Raw genomic sequence first — 23,596 nt, forward strand, 5'->3', positions numbered from 1 at the left:
GGTGTTTTAATATGTGTCCCGTTTTCGGGGGTCACTTCCATCATTAAGGTGTTTTCATTATAAGCTCAAAACTCTCCGAATTAGCCCCAAGTATAAAAGGACTAACCTCGCCAACGCTATAAAGTTGCAATTCATGCATTGCGCGTGTGCAAGCAGTGTAGAACAATCTACGAATGCTCTCATCGCTGTACACATCTTTAGAAGCATTGTAAATAATAACAGCATCAAATTCAATACCTTTCGCTAAGTAAGCAGGGATTACGACAATGCCTTGCTCATACTCGGCTGAGTTACTCTTCACGAGTTTAATATTATCGATATGATTAAGTGCTTCGTATGCAGCTGCGCTTTCAGCTGCAGATTTACATATAATTGCGATCGTATTGTGCTGCTCTTTTTGTAGTTCAGCAACTTTGGCAGTAATACGTTCGTGCAGTTCGCTCTCATTCGATACTTTCGTCACTGTAGGTTTCTCGCCGTCACGTTCAAAGGCGTGAATGTTCTTGCCTTCCGGTACGAGAGCACGTGTAAATTCAATAATCGGTTTTGTTGAGCGGTAGCTACGAGTTAAGTTAATGCCGTTTGTTTCGTCTGGACCGTATAAATTTGTAAGTGTATCGAAATTAACCGTTTCACTCGCATGAGCAAATATCGCTTGGTTAAAGTCGCCGAGTACTGTCATTCTCGCGGCAGGGAAGAGACGTTTTAAAAACTCGAACTGAAACGGCGAATAATCTTGCGCTTCGTCTACGAGTACGTGTTTAATCGATCTGTTCGTTTGGAAGCCTTCAATTAATTCTTTTAAAAGTAAGAATGGAGTCGCATCCTCGTAATATAGTTTTCCTTCATCAAGCATGTTTACTGTTAAGGAGCAAATGTCATCCCACTCTTTCGGTTTTTTCTCAGTAACCCATGATGCATCTGTGAAAAGTTGTTTATATATGCCTGTGAAATTGATAAAGCGTAATGTTTGAACACCTTTACGAAGGGGCTTCAATTTTTTACGGACAATCATACGTCCAAGTACTCTCGTTTCTTTTTCAAAATCATTAAAGGAGTTGTCGTCAAACTCTCCTTTTTTCTGCAAATATTTATAAGCTTTTTGGTATTCATCTTTACTAAGTAATTCAATTTCTTCTTCTACCCAAGGCTTTTTCAGTTCTGCTTTTTCAAGTGCATCTATTTGCTTATTTAGCCAATCCGTTAACTTCTCAATTCGACTATGGAAGCGGAGGGAGGAGTCGGTATTGTAAAATTGTTCTGTAATTTCTTTCGCAGAAACAATCAGTTTTCCTCTAAATTTCATTCCTCTAAATAGCATGCCTGAAGATTCAAGAGATTGTCTGTACGCTCTAATCATCTCGAAAAATTGAGTGGATGCTTTAAATCGGATGCTCGCATTTCTCGTTTTATAGGTAGGATTATTCGTTTCAGTTAACATATATTCTAATTGTTCATAAGGATCTTCAACTTCAAATGACTTACTTAGTCTATGGTTTAAATATTCTTGGAATGTAACTTGCTGCATATTTTCTTCACCGAGTTCAGGTAGTACGTTAGAAACGTAGCTATTGAACATAGAGTTAGGAGAGAAGAGAATAATTTGATCTGCTTTTAGCCATTCGCGATATTTATATAGTAAGTAGGCGATTCGTTGCAATGCAGCTGATGTTTTACCACTACCAGCGGCTCCTTGCACGATAAGGAGTCGGCCTTCATCGTGACGGATAATTTCATTTTGCTCGCGCTGAATCGTAGCAACGATGCTTTGCATATGTTTGTTCGTGCCTTTTCCAAGCGCTTGTTGCAAGATTTCATCACCAATTGTAAGGCTCGTATCGAACATAGAATCAATCTCGCCATTTTGAATAATGTATTGTAATTTTTTCTCCACATTACCGTGGATTACGCCGCCTGGTGTACTGTATTCAGCAGGTCCTGGTGGATAATCATAGTACACACTCGAAATAGGTGCGCGCCAGTCATATATAAGGAAGTTTTCTCCGCTTGCATCAGTAAGTGTAGCGACGCCGATATAAATTTGATCCGCGGCAGATTCTCCTTCTTCTTTGAAATCAATTCGTCCGAAATAAGGTGCTTTATGCATACGTCTTAATGCGGCAAGTCGATTAAAGGTGTGCTTATGGGTAATTTGTGTGACAGCTAGTGACTGAGCTTGTTGTCTTAAGTTGATAACTGTTTCAAGATAATCATCGAAAGTATCAGTATTCACTTTCACATCATCCCAAAAGTGTTTACGAATATTGATTACTTCTGCTCGGCGTCTGCCAGTTTCGTTTTCCAGTTTATCAATTTGCTCCGTAATTGTTTCAATTACGGTATCCAATCTTTTTTGCTCTAGATCAAGTTTTTTGTTCATACGGTAAGCACTCCTTTAAAAGTGAAAAATAGAGGTTGACTGAAGATGTATTTTGGTGTAAAATTAAGATACGGATAAATACGTTCCTTTTGTTTCGGGAAACGTGTTTCTGTTCTAATTTAACATAGTTTTTTCATTTAATCAATGATAATAAGATAAACCTTGGTTCTACGTGGCGTGGATCAAGGTTTTTTTGTGTTTGAAGAGGGAGTCACGCTTGTTGTCGTTTTTTGTCGGTAAGTCGATATATTTCGAAAATCGCTGATATAATTGGAGTTGCGCTGATATAGTTTGAAAATCGCCGATATAATTTCATTTACCGAATCTAGATATAACTACCGGGAGAAGAGGAGATAAAAAAAAGCTCGGGCCGAAGCCCAAGCTTTTTTTACTTCATTATTTCTTTTCGTCTTTCTTAGCGTCAGCTTTTTTCTCTTCGAAAAGATCTTTTAAATCTTTATCGTCAACTTTTACGTCAGCTTTTTTGATTTCTTTCATCATAAGATCGTTCATAAATTGAGCATCTTGTGTTTTTTCTTGAACTAGTGATTTTTTAATATCAGTTTTTGCTTTATCGAAATTTGCATCTGCGTGATTATCAGTTACTTTGATGATATGGTAACCGAATTGTGTTTTTACAGGTTCGCTTACTTCACCTTTTTTCAACTTTTGAGCTGCTTCTTCAAATTCTTTTACCATTTTCCCTGGTCCGAAGAATCCTAAGTCGCCACCTTTTTCTTTTGAGCCTGTATCTTCAGAGTATTGTTTTGCTAATTCTTCGAAAGATTTACCTTGAGCAAGTTCATCTTTCACCTTTTTAGCAGTTTCTTCATCTTTTACAAGGATATGACTTGCTTTAATTTCTTTTTTATAATCCTCGAATTTTGCTTTTACATCTTTATCAGTAATCGATTGTTCAACCGCTTTTTCTTGAGCTAATTGAGCACGCACACCAGTTTTTATCGTTTCTTCTTTAATACCTTGTTGTTTTAATAGTGTATCGAATTGATCACCGTATTGTTTTTTCATTTCATCGAACTTTTTGTCTACATCTTTGTCTTCAACTTTGTAGTTTTTAATAAGTACTTTTTCCATAACCATGTTGTTTAGTACTTGTTTACCAGCTTGTGTCTTCATTTGATCGTAGAATTCTTCTTTTGTAATGTCACCAGCTTTAGATGTAACAATTTTGTCTGATGATGATGTTCCACATGCTGATAATGCGATTACACTTGTTGCGGCTAAGGCAAGCATAGCTTTCTTCATTCAATAAACACTCCTACTATTATGTATTTTTAATTTATCCTACACCAATGAATTTTGATTCATAAGAGCCCGATTAAGTCTCACTGATACTTTTGCTTTTTTATATTGGTAAAGCGCGCTTAACAGGGCTTACCGTGGCTGAGGATAAAGTTTTGATGAATGTTTTGTTCTATAGTATAAGCAATATGTACAAAATTTAATATATCATATTTCGAACCGTTTTCATATTGATAAAGAAAAATTAACCAGCACGTGTCAGATTTTGAAAGTGTGCCATATTGGGCGCATGCCGCATATACAGAATAGAGGAGGGGATGGGGATGAATTCTCAACTTATTTTATTACTTGTACTGTTTATTTTATTGGTTATTGTAGGTATAATTTGCTTATAGAGGAAAAAAGTGAGGAAGGGGCTTTCCTTCCTCACTTTCCATGAAATATAATTTCTATATAACTAGAAATTAATAAAATTGTTATACATACATTAATAACCCGAAAGACACCGGGCTGGCGGCTCGCAGCTATTTGTTTTCGTTCACACAGTGTATGTGTCATGAAATTCGTGTAAAATATAACAAGAAGTGCGAATGCGACAAAAACAACTGTTATAAGTGTCATGAGGCGAGACCTCCTTTTGGCTAAAATACATATACATATATTGTATCACACGATATTTTGTTCGTGTTACAAAATTCAGAAATAGAAGACTTTGTGTTAGAAAGTGAGGGAGAAAATGGACGTTGTTAGAAGATTAGAACAAGCTGAATACTATGTAGACTTATTATTTAAAATGATTGATGAAGAGAAGTGTCCATTTTATTCTTTGATCATAAAGAAAAAAGCTCGTAAAAAAGATATTGAACGTATACTAAATCTTTGTGAAAAACTGAACGAGCAATATGTAGTGGAGAAAGCAGAAGGGCTTCTTTTGTTCGATGCGCTGTTAGATCAATTTGAAAAAGCGCTTCCACATCAGCTCGAAGTACACGAAACTGCGGAAGCGCTAGCAAAACAAGGTTTATTTAAGCCGCTTATGAATGAATTCTTAAGCATGATTGCGAAAAAATAAAGAGATTATTTCTTAACTAACTTTTGATCGGATTCTGTAAAGTTCTCTTCAATATCTTCTAATGATTTCTCAAAAATATCGATAAAGTCTTGTCCGTAAATGTTACGCAGGATTGCAATCAGTTCGATATTTTCTGGGAACTTCCCATAAAAATTACGAAGTGCAAGAGCCCCATTAAACACTGAATTATTTTCAGGGTCATACTCTTCCATTAAGCGAAGTAGTAATTCTTCCCCTTTGTCTGTAATTTCAATGTACGTATTTCGTTTATCATCTTCTTTTTTCGAGAATACAAGATAGCCGCGTTCTTCCAGCTTTTTCGAGAAGTTAAACGCTGTTGATACGTGCATAACTCCAAACTTAGCAATCTCAGAAATAGAAGCCCCTTTTAAATGATAAGCGATTGTTAAAATATGATGTTCATTAATATTTAAATCGTAAGGTTTAATCCACTGCTGCCAATCTTTCTCTACACATTTCCATAACGCTTTCGATAATTGAGCAATGCGTTGGCTGAAAATCATCGCTTCTTTTACCGAGTAATCTTTTTCTCCACTTTTCATTTACTCACCCACTTTAACATTCTTTTTTCATTACTATCTATTATGCCAGTAAAATAAAAATTAATAAAGTCTTTTTGTGAGAATTGTGAAAATTTTTCGGAAAAATGACATTCTATACAAATCATGCATAACTATGGAAGCGTTTTATGAGTCGTGAATACATACGTTGTCCTTACATGTTAAGTGATAACATATATTGTAAATGCATAAAAACACGGCATATCTATACGATATGCCGTGTCAAGGTCAATTTATATAAAAAATATTTGTTATATGCAAAAAACTAAGCAGGAATTTGTTTACGCTTTTTCTGGAACAGCTTCTTGTAGTTTCTCAATTGACTTTTGGATGTCCAAAATTTCTTTCTCAATATGGCGCTTGTTTTGAGAAATATCTTGCTTCCAGTTAGAAAGCGTGTCTTGCATGTCATCTTTTAATTCTTGAAACACTTCTTTACCTTCTGAAGCAGTTTCAACAATTTGACGCTTTAATAATTTCGTATCAGCTGTAATATCAGCTAAAGTCTTTTTAATATCATTTCCTTTTTCTTTTAACTTGCCGCGCATGTCTTTACCAGAAGAAGGAGTTGAGAAAAGAACAGCTAGTCCAGCAACTGCTCCGCCGCAAATAACACCTGTAATAAAGGATTTAGCTTTTGACATAAAAGGAGACCTCCTTATTTTTTGTTCGTATTCATGATGGGAAAAATATGCATATCTTTCTTATATGTGCTATGCACAAACAATCATCCCTGAGCATTTTAAGTAAAGAAACAAGCCATGCGGAATTTGATGACTTCAGGGAAGTGGCTTGTTATGTATTACGCCTTCTTATAGTGTCATTATTTCACACTATTTGCAATTGTACTTGCGATGTTTTGTAAATTTTCCATAGTGTATTCATTTTGATGTGATTTCCAAACAGCACCGAAACCATCTTTTTCACCGTAGCGTGGAATTAAATGAAGGTGGAAGTGGAACACAGTTTGTCCAGCTTTTTCACCGTTATTGTTAAGTAGGTTAAAGCCAACTGGATTAAACTCTGCTTTAATCGCATTTGCGATTTTTGGAACGACAGAAAAAATGTGTGATGCGATTTCTGGCGTTAACGCAAAAATGTCTTGTTTGTGAACTTTTGGAATAACAAGAGTATGTCCTTTTGTTACTTGACTAATATCTAAAAATGCAAGCACATGTTCATCTTCGTATACTTTTGAGCAAGGGATTTGCCCGTCAATGATTTTACAAAAAATACAATTGTCTGCTGTATGATTCATTGATCTCATCCTTTCAAATATCCTTAGCCGTATTTTACCATAATTACATAAGAGAACAAACACGAAAAACAGGAAGCTGACTCAGCTTCCTGTTTTCTGAAGAGGGATTGAAAAAGCATTATCGTAATTTACGTTTCGCAGACACCTCATTTATTTAAGAAATGCACGGTAAATCGGCTAAAGTTTCTGCCGTAGACACCCCATTTTCAAGTGAAATGAATTGCAATCTTTTTTAAAATGAAATTGTTTATTTTTTAAAACAGTATATGCTCTTTCAGAGACACCCCGTTTCGAAAATGAAACAAATGATCTGGTTATGTGTAAATTTCATTGTCCAACTTGGACACCCCATTTCATGATGACTTCACTATGTTGTTGTACTCATCAATTGGTGGTTGCTTTTTCAATGTGTTCCTTCTTCAATAATTATGATGTCCGCTTTCGGAAAAATATATGCTAATAAATTTAAAAATTTTTTTTGAGTACATGGATACTATGTAGTACAGCATAATTTTTGGTAAGATGAATATAGAATGAATACTAATGAAGAAAGTGGTGTCGTATGAGCGAGTTATTGCGTGTAGAAAATGTTACAGGAGGATATACGAAACGACCTGTATTAAAAGACGTTTCGTTCTCTGTTAATAAAGGCGAACTTGTCGGCTTAATCGGTTTAAATGGAGCTGGTAAAAGTACGACGATTAAACATATTATCGGTTTAATGGAACAGAAAAAAGGAACTGTCACAATTAATGGGAAAACAATTCGTGATGATATGACAGCGTACCGTTCTAGCTTTTCATTCATTCCGGAAACGCCGGTATTATATGATGAATTAACGTTAGAAGAGCATTTGAAATTAACAGCTATGGCGTATGGCGTTGATGAAAAACAATATGAAGAACGTGTAGGACAACTACTACAAGAGTTTCGTATGAAAAATCGTTTAAAATGGTTTCCATCTCATTTCTCAAAAGGAATGAAACAAAAAGTAATGATTATGAGCGCATTTTTAGTGGAGCCATCTCTTTACATAGTAGATGAACCTTTCGTTGGATTAGATCCGTTAGCGATTCAATCCCTTCTTCAAATGATGGACCAAATGAAAAAGAGTGGTGCCGGTATTTTAATGAGCACACATATTTTAGCGACGGCAGAGCGTTATTGTGATTCGTTCATTATTTTGCATCAAGGTGAAGTAAGAGCGAAGGGAACATTATCTGAACTGCAATCACAGTTTAATATGCCAGGTGCAACGTTAGATGATATTTACATCGCGCTAACAAAGGAAGAAGATTATGAATAGCACAGCGTTATGGAAAGAACGATTTCGTCACTTTCTAAAAGAAGTTCGTACATATAGTAAATACGTATTTAATGATCATTTGAAATTTATTTTCGTGTTCATCATTGGTGCGGGAGCGTATTATTACCAGCAATGGTTACAAACGATAACACCTTCGTTTCCGGCGGCGCTCGTAATGGCAGTATTAATTGGACTCGTGTTAACGGCTGGATCCATTCAAACATTATTAAAAGAAGCGGATCTCGTTTACTTACTGCCAGTTGAAGAAAAGTTAAAACCTTACTTCACAAAGGCATTTCTTTTTACATTTATGATCCAGTTATACATAATCGCAATCGTAGCGGCAGCGCTTGCCCCGTTATACTTCCAGCAAATGAAGCAAACAGGAGCGGCTTACATATGGATCGTACTTGCATTTGTCATTGTAAAAGCGTGGAATTTATTTGTAGCGTGGGAAAAGTCATTTTTAACAGATCAAAATATACAAAGAGCGGATTGGTTCATTCGTTTTATCCTAAACGGTTTATTTGTATATTTCCTTGTAGAACGTACTTCAGTTCTTTTCATTGGTGGAATCGTCCTTCTCATGGTGTTATACCTTGCTATCATGCATCAAATGGTAAAGGGAAAGCCACTAAACTGGGAGTATTTAATTTCTGAAGAAGGTAAGAAGATGATGCTGCTGTACCGCATCGCGAACATGTTCGTTGATGTACCAGCATTAAAAGAAAGAGTAGCACGCAGAAAATGGCTCGATTTCATTCTTTCGATGATTGGTGAAAAGCGTACATATTTATACTTATATACGAGAACGTTTTTAAGATCAGGTAACTATTTTGGATTATATGTGCGTTTGCTCGCTCTTGGAGGAGTTATTTTGTACTTCATTCCGTTTTTATATGGACGATTTATCGTAAGCCTTATTTTCCTATACTTAATCGGTTATCAGCTCTTAACTTTATGGAAACATCACCGCATGAAGATTTGGCTTGATTTGTATCCGGTAGGGGGAGAAGAGAAGAAGAAAGACTTTCTTACTTTATTAAACGCGATTCTAATCATAGGGAGCGTAATCTTTACAGTTATATTTGCACTAGCAACGAAAGATTTCATGATGACAGGAATTTTACTTATCGTAAGCATATTATTTAGTATCGGTTTTGTTTACCAATACGGGGCGAAGCGCATTGAGCGTTTAAATTGAAAGGAATGAACCCATGATTACATACGAAGAGAAGGTTATAAAAGAATTGGAGCAGTGGAAAGCTACATTCATGAAAGATTCTTCTATGATGACACGGTTCTCCAAAAAAGTGCAGACGAAAGTGCAACAGCTCATTCCGGCGAAAGTACAAAAGGTACTAACAGAGACGATTCGTATGATGGTGCAAACGATCAGCGCCGGGTCAAACTTTATAAAGCCGAAGCTAAAAGAGACGACATGGTCATTGCAAAGACGAGACGATGAAGTACGTAAAAAAATGGATGAGTACAAAAAAATAGCAGCGGCAGAAGGAGCAGGGACGGGGGCTGGCGGTATTCTCCTCGGTCTTGCTGACTTTCCGCTTCTACTTACAATTAAAATTAAATTTTTATTCGATGCAGCAACGTTGTACGGATTTGATACGAGTAAACAAGAAGAGCGTCTTTTTATCCTTCACGTTTTCCAGCTCGCCTTTTCAAGTGACAATCACAGAAAAGAAATATGGAAAGCAATTGAAACGTGGGATACAGAAAAAGAAAATCATATGGACTGGGAAAAGTTCCAAACAGAATACCGAGACTATATCGATTTAGCAAAAATGCTTCAGCTCGTCCCGGTAATCGGTGCCCCAGTCGGCGCATATGCGAACTATCAATTGCTGCAAAGACTTGGAGAAGTGACGATGAATTGTTATCGTATGCGATTGCTGAATAGGGATTAAAAAGAAGGCGTCCTACATGTGTAACGTAGGACGCCTTTTCTTAGAAGCCAAGTCCGATATAGCTAACTCCAACTATAATCAATACGATAAAAAGTACAATGATTAATGAAAATCCGCTCTTACCAGCTTGTCCTGCTTCACCGCCGCCATTACCACCACTACCGCCATTACCACCAAGTCCCATATGATATCCTCCTTATTGTTATATGTTGCTTTTACTTTATAATTTTCTGTAATTTCCAATAAACACCTTCTAGAACGCTAACTAAATTGAAAATCATTTCGTTTTATTTTATAATTTACTTACCGACCGGTAAGTAAAAACAAGTGAGGTACAGTATGACGAAGAATTTACAAACATCGCAAAACATTGTAGAGGCATCATTTAAACTTATGGCAGAACACGGCATTGAGAAGATGAGTCTTTCCATGATTGCGAAAGAGGTAGGTATTTCAAAACCGGCTATTTATTATCATTTTTCTTCTAAAGAAGCGTTAATCGATTTTTTATTTGAAGAAATTTTCTCTGGATATCATTTCGTGAGTTATTTCGATAAAGAGCAATATACGAAAGAAAACTTTGCAGAAAAGTTAATTGCTGATGGTTTACATATGCTCTCTGAATATGAAGGGCAAGAAGGGATATTACGCGTTATCAACGAATTTATCGTAACTGCATCGCGAAATGAAAAGTATCAGAAACGCTTATTTGAAATACAAGAAGATTTCTTAAATGGTTTCCACGATTTATTGAAGAAAGGCGCAAGACTTGACGTAGTGTCACAACATGAAACGGAAGAAAATGCTCATACGCTAGCACTCGTGATCGATAATATGAGCAACTATATGCTCATGGGATTCCAGTTAAAGTATAAAGAAATTTGGATTCGAAATGTGAAAAACGTCATGAAGGAGGAGTAAAAATGAAAATGCAAAAAAACTGGTGGCTCGGTTTTCTTGGATTTATTGGGGTTTATAAAATACCAGGTATGATTGAAGCTTTTCAAGCGGATGGAAATTGGATGAAGTTAATCGGTTTCATTTGGCTACTTTGGTTCGGATATTTTATTCCTGAGAAGAAAGAAGATTAAATTTCAATTTTCTGTAAAGTTACGTAAAATATAGATTGAGAGAATTCATATATTAGATTACTAGATTTGGAGTGGTTACATGGATCCATTGAAAAATGAAATTCACCCTGACATGGTCAAGGTGTGGAAAGCGCGTTCTTTAATTGAGCTAGGAATCAGTATTATAGTCATTTTGGCATATCTTTTCTTTATGATTAAGTTTAATTGGTGGGCTTGGATTTTCTATGTGCTCATCGGATTAACAATTGTATATACACCGTTTGATTACTTTACGTTTCCGAAACTACGTCAACGTTATTACAGCTACCAACTAAATGAAGAAGAACTTGAAATTCAGCATGGTCTTTTCGTCGTAAAGCGCGTATTAGTACCGATGATTCGTGTGCAGCACGTTACGATTGAACAAGGGCCAATTATGAGAAAATACGGATTAGCAGAATTACACATTTCAACAGCAGCAACTTCTCATAGCATCCCAGGTTTAACGATGTATGAAGCTGAAATGTTGAAAACGAAAATCGCAGAATTAGCGAAAGTGAGTGATGAGGATGTATAAAAGGCAGCATCCAATCACGATGTTATTAGAGTTAAAAATAACAGACTTTATACCACTCATTATTTTTCTTTTTAGCTTAAGGGGAAAGTTTCCATTTTGGTATTTAGTTCCTATTGGTTTTGCGTTGATCACAATTATTTCAGCTATCGTAGGCTGGTATTACAAAGTATACTGGGTCGAAAATAACGTATTACATGTGAAACAAGGTCTCTTTGTGAAAAAGGAGAGCTACTTAAATAAAGAACGTGTTCAAACAATTAATACAAGTTCTAACGTACTATACCAAATGCTCGGTTTGAAAAAAATTCAGATTGAAACAGCTGGCGGGGGCGATGAAGCAGAAGTTAGCTTAGCTGGAATTACGGTAGAAGAGGCGACGGAGCTTATTACTTTGCTAAATGAGCCAACTCCAGAAGTGAAAGCAGAAAAAACGTTAGACGAAGCAGCAGAAAATACAGTAGAAAAAGCAATTGTTACAGAGGAAAAACAAACGACAGAGTACAAGTTAACGTGGAAAGAGATTTTAATAGCGTCTGTTACATCTGGTCAATTTGGAGTATTGTTCTCTTTAATCTTTTTCGTTTATCACCAAGTAGATGAGTATATTCCGAAATGGATAAAAAATAGTGTGACGTCATATGTAATGGACCACGATATATATGGCTGGATTTACATGGTAGCTATTCTACTTGTCGTTTCTTGGATGATATCTACAATTGGCTACGCGTTAAAACACGGTAACTTCACAGTGAATCGAAAAAATGATGAAGTCCGTATTTCGCAAGGGTTACTGGAGAGAAAAGAACTCGTACTAAAATTGCACCGCATTCAAGGGATTACGATAAAAGAAGGCATTTTACGCCAACCGTTCGGTTATTGTGCTGTGCAAGTAGAAGTCATTCAAAGTGAAGGGAAAGAAGAAAAAGTTACACTGCATCCTATCATTCGAAAAGATCGAGTGCAACAATTACTCGCGCATTTACAATTACCATACGAACTGAATGCAAGTATTACTTCGTTACCAAAAGCAGCATTGCGCCGCTATCTCATTGATAGTTTTATCTTTTTCGCTATGCTCGCAATCCCGCTTACTGGAATAAGCATATACTTTGAAAAGTATTACATCATGTGGGCATTACTACCGCTCGCAATCCTTATCTTTACACTTGGATACGCAACATTTAAAACAAATGGCTACAGTGTTAACGGAGAACAAATTACACTTGTCTATCGTAGCGTCGGAAAATATACAGGACTTATTAGAAGAAGACATGTCCAATCAATGGAGAAGACACAATCATATTTCCAGCGCCGTGCGGATTTATGTACGTATAAGTTTTCGAGTGCATCATCTAGTTATAAAATAGAGCATACGAGAGTAGAAGATGCGGAGAGAATGCAGGATTGGTATAAGAAGAAAATAAATGAGATGTAACTTGAGAAAGCTTGCCTATTATGAAAGGCAGGCTTTTTTGTTATAGGGAAAAGAGTCGTTTAATCCATATATTAGTACAACTACAGCACACATGTATCAATACGTATGAAAAAAGGTAATATGCTTCTGTTTTAGGAAAATATGTGGGATTTTTGATATAAATGGTATAATAAAATGGAAATAGTATTAGGAGGTTATATATGATAAGTCAGTTGAAAAGAGAAGCACTTGATGCATTAAAAGGAAGATGGGGACTAGCGGTAGGGGCAACCTTATTAATTGGAATCCTTATTGGAGCTGTTGAAATGCTAACCACAGGTATTTTCTCGATATTTTGGGGTTGGGAAGAAGCAAGTGATTCACTTACAGTAAGTATTATAGTAATGCTTGTTATTGGTCCATTAACAATAGGTGCCTATTATCTTGTTTTAAATGCAATTCGTGGGACTGATGCTCGCATTGGTCATATATTTAGATGGTTTAGCGATGGAAGTAAGTTGATGAAGTCGTTTTTAACATATTTACTAATGTATGTATACTTGACTCTATGGACATTACTTCTTATTATTCCAGGTATTATTAAATCATTTTCTTATTCTATGACATATTTTATTTTGAATGATCATCCAGAATATACAGCGAATCAAGCGATTACTGAGAGTCGTCATATGATGAATGGACATAAAATGGATTACTTTTTACTATGCTTAAGTTTCTTAGGTTGGTTCATTTTAAGTATTCTTACTGTAGGAATCGGTTTCTTATGGTTAGCACCTTATTTCTACGCGACATCAGCCGCATTTTATGAAGAGATTTCAAAAGAATATTATAAAAAAGAAGGCACTACTTTCTAATAAAACATATAAACTATCTCCCCTAAAGAATGTAGGGAGCAGATAGCAGATGGTTTAGGTGTTTTGATATTTGTCCTATTTTCGGGATTCACCTCAGGATAAGGTATAGATTTTTATATAGAAATGCTACCCTCTATGTTTTATCATAGAGGGTTATTTTTTTATGTAAAAATGATAGGAAATAATGAACAATATATGTAAAGAAAAAAGCGAGGTGAATGAGAGTGAGCAAATTTTTAATACTGTATTCATTTTCTATATTAAGTTTCTTTATTTCAGCAACAGCACTTGATTTATATGATAGGATGGGAAACGATAGTGAGCTGGTTTCGCCGAACATAATTGGAAAGATAATTCAATCTACTGCGCAAATGGGAGTCCTTACATTGTATTTCGGAGTACCTATTATTTTAGGTGGCTGTCTACTTGGTGAGCTATTGTTTAGAGGTATCATTTTACGATTTAAACTAAGCTATATTATATCTTTATTATTATATCTATTTTTAGCTTTTAGTATTGTTTTCGTAACGGTAGGCATTCCAACTACATATGAAGATTCTAATACATTTTTCATGGGGATAACTATGATTTGTGCTGTTACATTCTTTGTGAGTCGGAATATATGGGAAAACAAGTTAATAATGGAGTGACAAAATGAAATACACCTGTCCATGTTGCGGATATAAAGTTTCACTTTATTGGATCAGTTAGAAAACCGACTAGTGAAGATGTGAAGGATGCTAGTTGGCAGCGAATTTGTTAAGTAAAATGTTATTACTCAATTCAATGGGAGTAATAACATTTTTTATTTAGTGCTGAAAGAATTACTGCCGTCTTATAAAGTAATAAGAAGGACTAAATCGGTAAATTTTATTAATGGATATATTAGGAATGAATATGAAAGTATAGATGTATAGTCAATGTTGTGTATTTGATGTTATCATATTGAATGATATGGAAATTTTTAATAGAATAAGTAACTAAAAATTCAAAGGTAATGAAGCTTTTGTTGTATAAAGAAAATATTTAGTAGTAATCAACAATATTAAAAATAAGATTCGTATTTATATAAATTTAGTAGAAATGGGGTTTTAAAAAGGAATGAGTATAAGCATAACGCGGCAAAAGATTTTGGCGGCCGCTTCTCAAATTGTACAATGTAAAGGGGTTGCTAAATTAACTTTAGAAGCAGTGGCAAAAGAGGCGGGTTTAAGCAAAGGTGGATTATTGTATCACTTTTCAAATAAAGAAGCTTTAATAGAAGGTATGATAGTCCGAGGGGTAGAGGATTATGAAGGGGCCATTTACAATAAAGTAGCGGAAGACTCAGAGAGGAAAGGGAGATGGGTTCGCTCTTTTGTAGAGGAAAGATTAAGTAATGAGAGAAGAACAGAAGAGTTGTCTAGCAGTATGATGGCAGCACTCATGTTAAAACCTGAATTACTTGAGCCATTACAACAATCATTTCAGCAACTGCAAAAAAATATAGAAAATGATGAGATAGATTCAGTTTGTGCAACAATTATTAGATTAGCAGCAGATGGATTATGGTATTCGGAATATTTAGGGGTTGGAAGACTAAGCCCCGAGTTAAGAGAAAAAGTGATTCAAGCTCTTATTGTTAATTCATATAAATATAATATACGAAATATATAATTTTAAAATGATTCACCATTGCTTCTTTAATGTAGTGGTGAATTGTTTTTTTTATTAGAAAAATAGAACAATTTTATAGAGTATTGAATTATAACCGTCCAGACGGTATAGTAATATTTGGTTTAAGAGGAAAATGAAACAAAAAAAGAATAAAAGATATTTTTAGCACACTATTCGAAAGGATAGGCCGCAAAGCTTAGAGTCTACGGTAATACATATTGGTTACTAAGATCGTCTGGTTGCACATTTTTGATGCAACCGGACGGTCTTTTTTTGTTATATAAATATAAAAAATAGGAAGGAACTATGCAAATGAAAAGTACTAAAAGACATATTTCAATGGTTTCATTAGTTTTTCTAGTATTATTTTCAGTGCTGAATGTGTGGGCTCCAGTTATTCAAGCTGCTGTGATGAAAAGTCCAGTGGACGAAATTAATATTTCCCGTACTGATGGCACGACATCTGAACCATATCAAGCCTCAGATGGTATGAAAGTAGAAGTGAAGTGGTCAGCTAAAGAAAAAATAAAAAGTGGAGATCAATTCACAATTGATATGCCAAAAGAGTTTCGAAAAGACCTTATGAATATGAGTTTTCCTTTAAAAGATGCTGAAGGAAAAACAGTTGGTACATGTGAGATGAAAAAGGGTCTATTAACGTGTACTATGGGTGATTACGTAGAAGGAAAGAACAACATTAAAGGTTCTTTATTCGTAGAATTCTACTTTGGTCTAGAAGCATATGATGGTGTTAAAGAAATTCCATTAGAATTTAACGTTGATGGTCAAATCGTAAATAAAGAAGTAAATGTAAGTAATACGACAGAGAGACCGAAGCCACAACCCAATACGGAAAATCTATTGAAATGGGGTTCTTATAATCAAGAAGATCCGTCTATTGCTGATTGGCTTGTATATGTAAATGCAACTGGAACAGAAATGCAAGATCTTAAATTAACAGATACATTAGGACCTGGGCATGAGTTAATTACAGACAGCGTATTATTAGAAGAGGCTGTATTTGAAGATGGTTATGCACCAACAAATATTAAGCCAGCAAATTTATCTAACATTAAAATAAATGCAACAAAGACTGGATTTACAATTGAATTTCCAGACAGTTCAAAAGGCTATATTTTAAGATATAAAACAAAGGTTACAAATCCTGCTGCAAAACCTCATAAAAATACTGTGAAATTAGAAGGTAAAAATATTAAAACTGAAGAAAAAGTAGGACAAGTATTTGTGAGTGGTGGGGGAGGATCCGGTTCAGGTGACGATAATCCACCTAGCATTGAAAAAAATATAGTTGATGAGAATGGCAAGCTTGTAGAGAATGAGCAGCTAACACAAATGAATCAAGTTATTCAATATCAAGTTGGTACACATATACCAAACGATCCTCCTAAATACACATCAATGGTAATTAGTGATGATTTAGAAGATGTTTTAGAAGTATTAGAGGCAAAAGTGTATGATCAAAATGGCCAAGATATTACTTCTAAAGGAACGCTAAAGATAGATAAACAAAGAAGTGAAGTAACATTTACGTTTGATGAGAATTTTGACTATAAGTCATATGAAGACCAGATAATTAATCTTAGTATCAAGGCGAAAATTAAAAATAATGCAGACTTATCTTCTTACGTAGATAAGAAGATTCCTAATAAAGCGGAATTACATTTTGATGATAAAACATTAACATCAAAAGAAGTAACTATTACACCGCCTGAAGCTCCAAAAGATGGTACAGTATCGCTTCATAAAATAGATTCTGAGAATCCGAACAAAGGGTTAAAAGGTGCCGAATTTGAAGTTCGAAATAGTGCAAATGAAGTTGTTGCAAAACTGACAACGGACGAAAAAGGTTTTTCAGTACCTCAAACTTTAGCTCCGGGGACGTATAAAGTTTATGAAACAGTAGCACCAGAAGGATATCAAAAATTAACAAGCCCAGTAGAGGTTACACTTCAAGCTGGAGAAACAAAAACAATTGAAATTAAAAATACTGTGCAAAAGGGTCAAATTGAAATAAAGAAAATTGATTCGGAAAATGGTGAAAAACCATTAGCAAATGCAGAGTTTGATATAGTAAAAGACGGTGTAGTAGTCGAACATATTGTTACAGATAAAGATGGTAAGGCAACCTCTAAACCGTTAGCACTAGGAAAATATATTTTAAAAGAAACGAAAGCACCTGAAGGATACCAATTAAAAGAAACAGAGTTCGAAGTAAATGTAACAGGGGACGGCATATTCCCAATACAAGTGGAAAATGCAATGGTTGACAAAGGTAATATAGAAATCACAAAAGTGGACAAAGAAAACGGGGCAGTATTAGCAGGTGTCGAATTTGAAGTCCAAGATGAGAAAGATGGAGTAGTAAGAAAAGTAGTAACAGATAAAGATGGAAAAGCAAACGTTTCAGATCTATCAGTAGGAAAGTACAAATTAGTAGAGACGAAAAGCTTACCAGGTTATAAAAAGCTAACAGAACCAGTGCCATTTGAAATTACAAAAGGTATGACAAAAGCTTTAGCAATAAAAGTAGAAAATGAGCAGTTAGACAAAGGCTCAGTAGAAATTACAAAAATAGATAAAGATAGCCAAAAAGTATTAGAAGGCGTAGTCTTCGAAGTGCAAGATGAGCAAGGCAAAGTAGTAACAGAAGTAAAAACAGATAAAGATGGTAAAGCAAAAATCTCTGATTTATCAGTAGGGAAGTACAAATTAGTAGAGACGAAAAGTTTACCTGGCTACAAAAAGCTAACAGAACCAGTATCATTCGAAATTACAAAAGGTATGACAACAGTCCTATCATTGAAAGTAGAAAATGAACAGTTAGATAAAGGTTCAGTAGAAATTACAAAAGTAGATAAAGACAACAAAAAAGCATTAAAAGGCGTAGTCTTTGAAGTGCAAGATGAAGCTGGAACAGTAGTAAAGGAAGTAAAAACAGATAAAGATGGTAAAGCAAAAATCTCAGATCTATCAGTAGGAAAGTACAAATTAGTAGAGAAAGAAAGTTTACCAGGCTATAAGAAACTAACAGATCCAGTATTATTTGAAATCAAAAAAGGCATGACTGAAGTTCTATCATTAAAAATAGAAAATGAAATGGTAGATACGGGAAATGTAGAGATAACAAAGATAGATAAAGATAATAAAGCACCGTTAGCGGGAGTAACATTCATCGTCCAAGATGAAAAGGGTAATGAAGTTACAAAAGTAACGACAGATAAAGATGGAAAAGCAAATGTTTCAGATTTACTTGTAGGAAAGTATGAATTAGTAGAGGTAGAAAGTTTACCTGGTTATAAAAAGCTAGAAAAACCAGTATCATTTGAAATCAAAAAAGGCATGACCGAGGTTCTATCATTAAAAGTAGAAAATGAAATGGTGGATACAGGGAATGTAGAGATAACAAAAATAGATAAAGATAGTAAAGCTCCATTAGAAAATGTTGTATTTGAAGTACGTGATTTAAAAGGAAAAGTAGTTGCAAAAGTAACGACGGATAAAGAAGGAAAAGCAAACGTTTCAGATTTATCTATCGGGAAGTATGAGTTGGTGGAAGTAGAAACACCGGCAGGATACAAACCACTAGAAAAGCCAATTTCATTCGAAATTGAAAAGGGTAGAGTAACAGCGCTAAAGCTAAAAGTAGAAAATGAATTAGTGGATACAGGAAATGTAGAAATTACAAAAGTAGATAAAGAAAATAAAGATGCTTTAGCTGATGCAGTCTTTGAAATTCAAGATGAAGCAGGACAAGTAGTCGCTAAAATAACGACAGATAAAAAAGGACAAGCACAAGTTACTAATTTATCAGTCGGCACATACAAGTTAGTAGAAGTAAAAGCACCAAAAGGATATAAACAATTAGTAGATCCGATTACTTTCCAAATTGAAAAAGGCATGACAAAATCTCTTGCTTTAACAGTAGAAAACGAAATGTTAGACAAGGGAAATGTAGAAATCACAAAAGTAGATAAAGAGAGTCAAAAAGTATTAGAAGGCGTAGTCTTCGAAGTACAAGACGAACAAGGAAAAGTAGTAACGGAAGTAAAAACAGATAAAAATGGTAAAGCAAAAATCTCAGACTTATCTGTAGGAAAGTACAAATTAGTAGAGAAAGAAAGCTTACCAGGCTACAAACAATTAACAGAACCAGTATCGTTTGAAATCAAAAAGGGTATGACAAAAGTTTTATCATTGAAAGTAGAGAACGAACTGTTAGATAAAGGTTCAGTAGAGATTACAAAAGTAGACAAAGAAAGTGGCGCAGTATTAGCGGGCGTAACATTCGAAGTGCAAGATGAAAAAGATAAAGTAGTAACAAAAGTAACGACAGATAAAGAAGGAAAAGCAAAGATTGCTGATTTATCAGTAGGAAAATATAAGCTAGTAGAAGTAGAGAGCTTACCGGGATATAAAAAACTAGCGAAACCAGTATCGTTTGAAATTACAAAAGGTATGACAGAAGTTTTATCAATAAAAGTGGAGAATGAACAGTTAGACAAAGGTTCAGTAGAAATTACAAAAGTAGACAAAGAAAGTGGCGCAGTATTAGCGGGCGTAACATTCGAAGTGCAAGATGAAAAAGATAAAGTAGTAACAAAAGTAACGACAGATAAAAATGGTAAAGCAAAAATTGCTGATTTATCAGTAGGAAAATATAAGCTAGTAGAGGTAGAAAGCTTACCAGGATATAAAAAACTAGCGAAACCAGTATCGTTTGAAATTACAAAAGGTATGACAGAAGTCTTATCATTAAAAGTAGAGAATGAGCAGTTAGACAAAGGTTCAGTAGAAATTACAAAAGTAGATAAAGATAGTCAAAAAGTATTAGAAGACGTAGTCTTCGAAGTACAAGACGAACAAGGAAAAGTAGTAACGGAAGTAAAGACAGATAAAAATGGTAAAGCAAAAATCTCAGACTTATCTGTAGGAAAGTACAAATTAGTAGAGAAAGAAAGCTTACCAGGCTACAAACAATTAACAGAACCAGTACCGTTTGAAATTAAAAAGGGTATGACAGAAGTTCTATCATTAAAAATAGAAAATGAAATGGTAGATACGGGAAATGTAGAAATTACAAAAATAGATAAAGATAATAAGGCACCGTTAGCAGGTGTAGTCTTTGAAGTTCAAGACGACAAAGGCAAGGTAGTAACGAAAGTAACGACAGATAAAGGTGGAAAAGCAACAGTTGCAGATTTATCAGTAGGAAAGTACAAGTTAGTAGAAGTAGAGAGTTTACCAGGCTACAAAAAATTAGAAAAGCCTGTACCATTTGAAATTACAAAAGGTATGACAAAATCTTTAGCGTTCACTGTAGAAAATGAAATGGTAGATACGGGGAATGTAGCAATCACAAAAATAGATAAAGACAGTAAAGCACCATTAGAAAATGTTGTATTTGAAGTACGTGACTCAAAAGGCAAAGTGGTTGCGAAAGTAACAACGGATAAAGAAGGAAAAGCAGACGTTTCAGATTTATCTATTGGAAAGTATGAGTTAGTAGAAGTAGAAACACCAGCAGGCTACAAACCACTAGAAAAGCCAGTTTCATTCGAAATTACAAAAGGTATGACGAAAGTCTTATCATTGCAAGTAGAGAATGAACAGTTAGACAAAGGTTCAGTGGAGATTACAAAAATGGCCGCTGAAAGCAAGGAAGTCTTATCAGGAGCTGTGTTTGAGGTTCATGATGAAAAGGGAAAAGTAGTAGTGAAAGTAACAACAGATAAAGATGGAAAGGCAAAAATCACAGATCTATCTGTAGGTAACTACACACTAGTAGAAGTAGAAGCACCAAAAGGATATGAAAAATTAACTAATCCAATTCCATTTGAAATTACAAATGGAATGATAAATGCAGTTCAATTAGAAGTATTAAACAAATTGAATCATTTAGCGCCACCAGGCCCAGAAACACCAGATCCAGAAAAGCCTGGAACACCAGATCCAGAAAAGCCTGGAACACCGAATCCAGAAAAACCTGGGACACCAGATCCAGAAAAGCCTGGGACACCAGATCCAGAAAAGCCTGGGACACCGAATCCAGAGAAACCTGAAAAAGAATTACCGAAGACAGGGCAGAAAATGCCTGTGGAACCATATATGGGAGCACTTCTTGTAATGATGAGTTTTGGATTACTCATATTAGGTAGAAAACAGCAGAGATAATAAAGGTGAAAAGGTATCCTCAAAGTATTTGAGGATACCTTTTTTAGCATAAAAAAAAGCATCTAGCAAAAGTACTAGATGCAAATAAAAACACAAGGGAAGACAAAATCCTTCCCTTTTCCCGTATGTAATTATATCAAAAAATTTATAAAAAACTACCTATATTTAAAATATAATTTTTAAAAAAGTTATATACATAAATAATTGCAATATGCGCAGTTTTATCTTTCTGAAAAATCTATTTCTTTATTTTTGAATATTAAGACTAATGTTGATAAATCTTCAGATAATTAGAAAAAATACCCGAAAGGATATATAATATTGCTTAATAAATAATTTTAATGAATTACGTATATTTCATTTGGTGTATTAATTGAATATCATAATTTTTAATTTTATTAAGCAAGAATCTCGGTTACTTATTGCATTTCTAACATAGGGTGAGATAGAAAAATACAATAGTGTGGAGGTTTTTATAATGACGTTTGTTCTTAGTAAAATGAGTGGCTTTAGCATAGAAGAAAAGGTACATGAATTTGAATCTAAAGGATTCCTTGAAATCTCAAATGAAATCTTTTTACAAGAGGAAGAGAATCATCGTTTATTAACACAAGCACAGTTAGATTATTATAATTTGGAAGATGATGCATACGGTGAATGCCGTGCTAGATCTTATTCAAGGTATATAAAGTATGTTGATTCACCAGATTATATTTTAGATAATAGTAATGATTACTTCCAATCTAAAGAATATAACTATGACGATGGCGGGAAAGTTAGACAGTTCAATAGCATAAATGATAGCTTTTTATGCAATCCTTTAATTCAAAATATCGTGCGCTTCGATACTGAATTTGCATTTAAAACAAATATAATAGATACAAGTAAAGACTTAATTATAGGTTTACATCAAGTAAGATATAAAGCTACTAAAGAAAGACCATCTTTTAGTTCACCTATTTGGTTACATAAAGATGATGAACCAGTAGTGTTTTTACACCTTATGAATTTAAGTAATACAGCTATTGGTGGAGATAATTTAATAGCTAATTCTCCTCGGGAAATTAATCAGTTTATAAGTTTGAAGGAGCCTTTAGAAACTTTAGTATTTGGACAAAAGGTCTTCCATGCCGTAACGCCACTTGGAACAGAATGTAGTACGGAGGCTTTTCGTGATATTTTATTAGTAACATTTTCTTATAAGGAGACAAAATGAGAGAGAATAAAATAATTATGATTTCTGGAGCCAATAGCGGTATAGGTCATGCTTGTATAAAATACTTTTTAGAAAAATCATTTCATGTAATAGCGCTTGATATTAATAATAATAACTTAATAGATTATATGAAAACAGATATGCCTTTGAAAGTAGTGCAAATTGATTTAAGTAATAGCGAAGCGATTCATAATCTTTTTACTCAATTAGATTTAGAAAAGCTTTCTCCTGATATATTAATAAATGCAGCTGGTATTCGAGAGATAACACCTGTTTTACATTTATCCGATGATATGTTTAAAAAAGTAATTGATGTAAATTTAGTAGCCCCATTTATCCTTTCTAGGGAAGTAGCTAAGCGATGGTGTGAATCGAAAATAAAAGGTTGTATTGTGAATATAGCATCGGTTTCTGGATTAATGGCTGAACCAGAGCGAGCTGCTTATGTTGCATCAAAGCATGCTTTAATCGGATTGACTAAACAGATGGCTATGGAATTTGGGAAGCAAAATATAAGGGTAAATAGCATTTCTCCCGGTGTTATTAGAACTGAACTTACAGAAGAATACTTTAGTAATACAGCCTTGATGTCTATGATAAAAAGTAATCAATCTTTAGATACTTGGGGGGTGCCGCAGGATATTGTTTCATGTATTGAGTACTTGATTTCTGATCAGGCCCGCTTTATTACTGGTTCTAATTTTGTAATTGATGGTGGTTGGACTGCTGGGAAAAATTTATAATTGAGTGTTTTTGAGGAAAAGCACCTGTCCTTTTTTAGGCTGGTGTTTTTCTCACTATAAACCGAGTT

At 34.6% G+C, this 23,596-nt stretch carries 21 protein-coding genes and 1 riboswitch; of the genes, 14 read left to right on the forward strand and 7 right to left on the reverse strand.

Annotated features, from left to right (window positions below; translation table 11 throughout):
• Positions 1–43: 43 nt before the first annotated feature.
• The 3 genes from helD to NST27_RS05420 form a co-directional block, all read right to left on the reverse strand.
• Positions 44–2,380 (reverse strand): RNA polymerase recycling motor HelD, encoded by a 2,337-nt coding sequence (helD, locus tag NST27_RS05405; RefSeq protein ID WP_001035436.1) that lies wholly within the window; start codon positions 2,378–2,380, stop codon positions 44–46.
• A gap of 396 nt (positions 2,381–2,776) precedes the next feature.
• Complete coding sequence (gene prsA, locus NST27_RS05410) at positions 2,777–3,646, reverse strand: peptidylprolyl isomerase PrsA (protein ID WP_000710060.1); 870 nt, start codon at positions 3,644–3,646, stop codon at positions 2,777–2,779.
• 423 nt (positions 3,647–4,069) lie between these two features.
• Positions 4,070–4,264 carry a hypothetical protein gene (locus NST27_RS05420; RefSeq protein WP_000172690.1) on the reverse strand — a complete coding sequence of 65 codons (195 nt, stop codon included), beginning with the start codon at positions 4,262–4,264 and terminating at the stop codon, positions 4,070–4,072.
• 115 nt (positions 4,265–4,379) lie between these two features.
• Between NST27_RS05420 and NST27_RS05425 the strand changes: the two genes are divergently transcribed.
• Positions 4,380–4,715 (forward strand): DUF1878 family protein, encoded by a 336-nt coding sequence (locus NST27_RS05425; protein WP_000383655.1) that lies wholly within the window; start codon positions 4,380–4,382, stop codon positions 4,713–4,715.
• A gap of 5 nt (positions 4,716–4,720) precedes the next feature.
• Here NST27_RS05425 and NST27_RS05430 read toward each other — a convergent pair whose 3' ends face one another.
• From NST27_RS05430 to NST27_RS05440, 3 genes are all read right to left on the reverse strand, one after another.
• Positions 4,721–5,278, reverse strand: coding sequence for an HTH-type transcriptional regulator Hpr (locus tag NST27_RS05430; protein WP_000834924.1), 558 nt, complete (start codon positions 5,276–5,278; stop codon positions 4,721–4,723).
• Positions 5,279–5,577: 299 nt separating this feature from the next.
• Positions 5,578–5,940 (reverse strand): YtxH domain-containing protein, encoded by a 363-nt coding sequence (locus NST27_RS05435; protein WP_000030302.1) that lies wholly within the window; start codon positions 5,938–5,940, stop codon positions 5,578–5,580.
• Between the two features lie 179 nt (positions 5,941–6,119).
• Positions 6,120–6,554, reverse strand: a complete 435-nt coding sequence (locus NST27_RS05440) for an HIT family protein (protein WP_001016835.1) — start codon at positions 6,552–6,554, stop codon at positions 6,120–6,122.
• 562 nt (positions 6,555–7,116) lie between these two features.
• On the opposite strand from NST27_RS05440, the gene ecsA reads away from it, so the two are divergent.
• From ecsA to ecsC, 3 genes are read left to right on the forward strand one after another with little or no spacing between them, the layout of a single operon-like run.
• Entirely contained in the window at positions 7,117–7,860 is a 744-nt protein-coding gene (gene ecsA, locus NST27_RS05445) for an ABC transporter ATP-binding protein EcsA (RefSeq protein ID WP_001292613.1), read from the forward strand.
• Entirely contained in the window at positions 7,853–9,064 is a 1,212-nt protein-coding gene (ecsB, locus tag NST27_RS05450; RefSeq protein ID WP_001089099.1) for an ABC transporter permease EcsB, read from the forward strand. The genes ecsA and ecsB overlap by 8 nt, the downstream gene beginning before the upstream one ends.
• A gap of 13 nt (positions 9,065–9,077) precedes the next feature.
• Positions 9,078–9,785: an ecs operon protein EcsC gene (gene ecsC / locus NST27_RS05455; RefSeq protein WP_000634143.1), complete on the forward strand. Its 708-nt coding sequence runs from the start codon at positions 9,078–9,080 to the stop codon at positions 9,783–9,785.
• Positions 9,786–9,825: 40 nt separating this feature from the next.
• Here the strand turns inward: ecsC and NST27_RS05460 are convergent, their stop codons facing one another.
• Positions 9,826–9,969, reverse strand: a complete 144-nt coding sequence (locus NST27_RS05460; RefSeq protein WP_000522760.1) for a YjcZ family sporulation protein — start codon at positions 9,967–9,969, stop codon at positions 9,826–9,828.
• 155 nt (positions 9,970–10,124) lie between these two features.
• Here NST27_RS05460 and NST27_RS05465 point away from each other — a divergent pair, with 155 nt between their 5' ends.
• From NST27_RS05465 to NST27_RS05510, 10 genes are all read left to right on the forward strand, one after another.
• On the forward strand, positions 10,125–10,706 hold the full coding sequence (locus tag NST27_RS05465; protein ID WP_000164830.1) for a TetR/AcrR family transcriptional regulator: 582 nt from the start codon (positions 10,125–10,127) through the stop codon (positions 10,704–10,706).
• Between the two features lie 2 nt (positions 10,707–10,708).
• Positions 10,709–10,876 carry a hypothetical protein gene (locus NST27_RS05470; protein ID WP_000783813.1) on the forward strand — a complete coding sequence of 56 codons (168 nt, stop codon included), beginning with the start codon at positions 10,709–10,711 and terminating at the stop codon, positions 10,874–10,876.
• A 79-nt stretch (positions 10,877–10,955) separates the two neighbouring features.
• Positions 10,956–11,432: a PH domain-containing protein gene (locus tag NST27_RS05475; protein ID WP_000371346.1), complete on the forward strand. Its 477-nt coding sequence runs from the start codon at positions 10,956–10,958 to the stop codon at positions 11,430–11,432.
• The gene (locus tag NST27_RS05480) at positions 11,425–12,867 is read left to right on the forward strand and encodes a PH domain-containing protein (RefSeq protein WP_000278202.1); all 1,443 of its coding nucleotides are present in this window, start codon (positions 11,425–11,427) and stop codon (positions 12,865–12,867) included. The genes NST27_RS05475 and NST27_RS05480 overlap by 8 nt, the downstream gene beginning before the upstream one ends.
• Positions 12,868–13,067: 200 nt before the next feature.
• Positions 13,068–13,721, forward strand: a complete 654-nt coding sequence (locus NST27_RS05485; RefSeq protein ID WP_000625400.1) for a DUF975 family protein — start codon at positions 13,068–13,070, stop codon at positions 13,719–13,721.
• A gap of 224 nt (positions 13,722–13,945) precedes the next feature.
• Positions 13,946–14,371, forward strand: a complete 426-nt coding sequence (locus NST27_RS05490; RefSeq protein WP_033689134.1) for a hypothetical protein — start codon at positions 13,946–13,948, stop codon at positions 14,369–14,371.
• 451 nt (positions 14,372–14,822) lie between these two features.
• Complete coding sequence (locus tag NST27_RS05495; RefSeq protein WP_047385715.1) at positions 14,823–15,377, forward strand: TetR/AcrR family transcriptional regulator; 555 nt, start codon at positions 14,823–14,825, stop codon at positions 15,375–15,377.
• Between the two features lie 154 nt (positions 15,378–15,531).
• Positions 15,532–15,624, forward strand: a riboswitch (cyclic di-GMP riboswitch).
• 59 nt (positions 15,625–15,683) lie between these two features.
• Positions 15,684–21,569 carry a SpaA isopeptide-forming pilin-related protein gene (locus tag NST27_RS05500; RefSeq protein ID WP_001178118.1) on the forward strand — a complete coding sequence of 1,962 codons (5,886 nt, stop codon included), beginning with the start codon at positions 15,684–15,686 and terminating at the stop codon, positions 21,567–21,569.
• A gap of 478 nt (positions 21,570–22,047) precedes the next feature.
• Positions 22,048–22,785: a 2OG-Fe dioxygenase family protein gene (locus NST27_RS05505; RefSeq protein ID WP_000144819.1), complete on the forward strand. Its 738-nt coding sequence runs from the start codon at positions 22,048–22,050 to the stop codon at positions 22,783–22,785.
• Positions 22,782–23,528: an SDR family NAD(P)-dependent oxidoreductase gene (locus NST27_RS05510; RefSeq protein ID WP_001208942.1), complete on the forward strand. Its 747-nt coding sequence runs from the start codon at positions 22,782–22,784 to the stop codon at positions 23,526–23,528. The genes NST27_RS05505 and NST27_RS05510 overlap by 4 nt, the downstream gene beginning before the upstream one ends.
• The last annotated feature ends 68 nt before the right edge of the window (positions 23,529–23,596 follow it).

This window comes from Bacillus sp. FSL W8-0770, from assembly GCF_038008705.1.
Classification (GTDB): Bacteria; Bacillota; Bacilli; order Bacillales; family Bacillaceae_G; genus Bacillus_A; species Bacillus_A cereus.

Excerpts from the sequence above, each read along its gene's own strand:
- NST27_RS05440 (WP_001016835.1), bottom strand. The coding sequence starts at position 6,554 with ATGAATCATACAGCAGACAATTGTATTTTTTGTAAAATCATTGACGGG.
- NST27_RS05480 (WP_000278202.1), top strand. The coding sequence starts at position 11,425 with ATGTATAAAAGGCAGCATCCAATCACGATGTTATTAGAGTTAAAAATA.
- NST27_RS05485 (WP_000625400.1), top strand. The coding sequence starts at position 13,068 with ATGATAAGTCAGTTGAAAAGAGAAGCACTTGATGCATTAAAAGGAAGA.
- prsA (WP_000710060.1), bottom strand. The coding sequence starts at position 3,646 with ATGAAGAAAGCTATGCTTGCCTTAGCCGCAACAAGTGTAATCGCATTA.
- NST27_RS05430 (WP_000834924.1), bottom strand. The coding sequence starts at position 5,278 with ATGAAAAGTGGAGAAAAAGATTACTCGGTAAAAGAAGCGATGATTTTC.
- NST27_RS05425 (WP_000383655.1), top strand. The coding sequence starts at position 4,380 with ATGGACGTTGTTAGAAGATTAGAACAAGCTGAATACTATGTAGACTTA.
- ecsB (WP_001089099.1), top strand. The coding sequence starts at position 7,853 with ATGAATAGCACAGCGTTATGGAAAGAACGATTTCGTCACTTTCTAAAA.
- NST27_RS05465 (WP_000164830.1), top strand. The coding sequence starts at position 10,125 with ATGACGAAGAATTTACAAACATCGCAAAACATTGTAGAGGCATCATTT.
- ecsA (WP_001292613.1), top strand. The coding sequence starts at position 7,117 with ATGAGCGAGTTATTGCGTGTAGAAAATGTTACAGGAGGATATACGAAA.
- NST27_RS05470 (WP_000783813.1), top strand. The coding sequence starts at position 10,709 with ATGAAAATGCAAAAAAACTGGTGGCTCGGTTTTCTTGGATTTATTGGG.
- NST27_RS05475 (WP_000371346.1), top strand. The coding sequence starts at position 10,956 with ATGGATCCATTGAAAAATGAAATTCACCCTGACATGGTCAAGGTGTGG.
- NST27_RS05495 (WP_047385715.1), top strand. The coding sequence starts at position 14,823 with ATGAGTATAAGCATAACGCGGCAAAAGATTTTGGCGGCCGCTTCTCAA.
- NST27_RS05505 (WP_000144819.1), top strand. The coding sequence starts at position 22,048 with ATGACGTTTGTTCTTAGTAAAATGAGTGGCTTTAGCATAGAAGAAAAG.
- NST27_RS05500 (WP_001178118.1), top strand. The coding sequence starts at position 15,684 with ATGCAAATGAAAAGTACTAAAAGACATATTTCAATGGTTTCATTAGTT.
- NST27_RS05435 (WP_000030302.1), bottom strand. The coding sequence starts at position 5,940 with ATGTCAAAAGCTAAATCCTTTATTACAGGTGTTATTTGCGGCGGAGCA.
- NST27_RS05460 (WP_000522760.1), bottom strand. The coding sequence starts at position 9,969 with ATGGGACTTGGTGGTAATGGCGGTAGTGGTGGTAATGGCGGCGGTGAA.
- NST27_RS05510 (WP_001208942.1), top strand. The coding sequence starts at position 22,782 with ATGAGAGAGAATAAAATAATTATGATTTCTGGAGCCAATAGCGGTATA.
- helD (WP_001035436.1), bottom strand. The coding sequence starts at position 2,380 with ATGAACAAAAAACTTGATCTAGAGCAAAAAAGATTGGATACCGTAATT.
- ecsC (WP_000634143.1), top strand. The coding sequence starts at position 9,078 with ATGATTACATACGAAGAGAAGGTTATAAAAGAATTGGAGCAGTGGAAA.
- NST27_RS05420 (WP_000172690.1), bottom strand. The coding sequence starts at position 4,264 with ATGACACTTATAACAGTTGTTTTTGTCGCATTCGCACTTCTTGTTATA.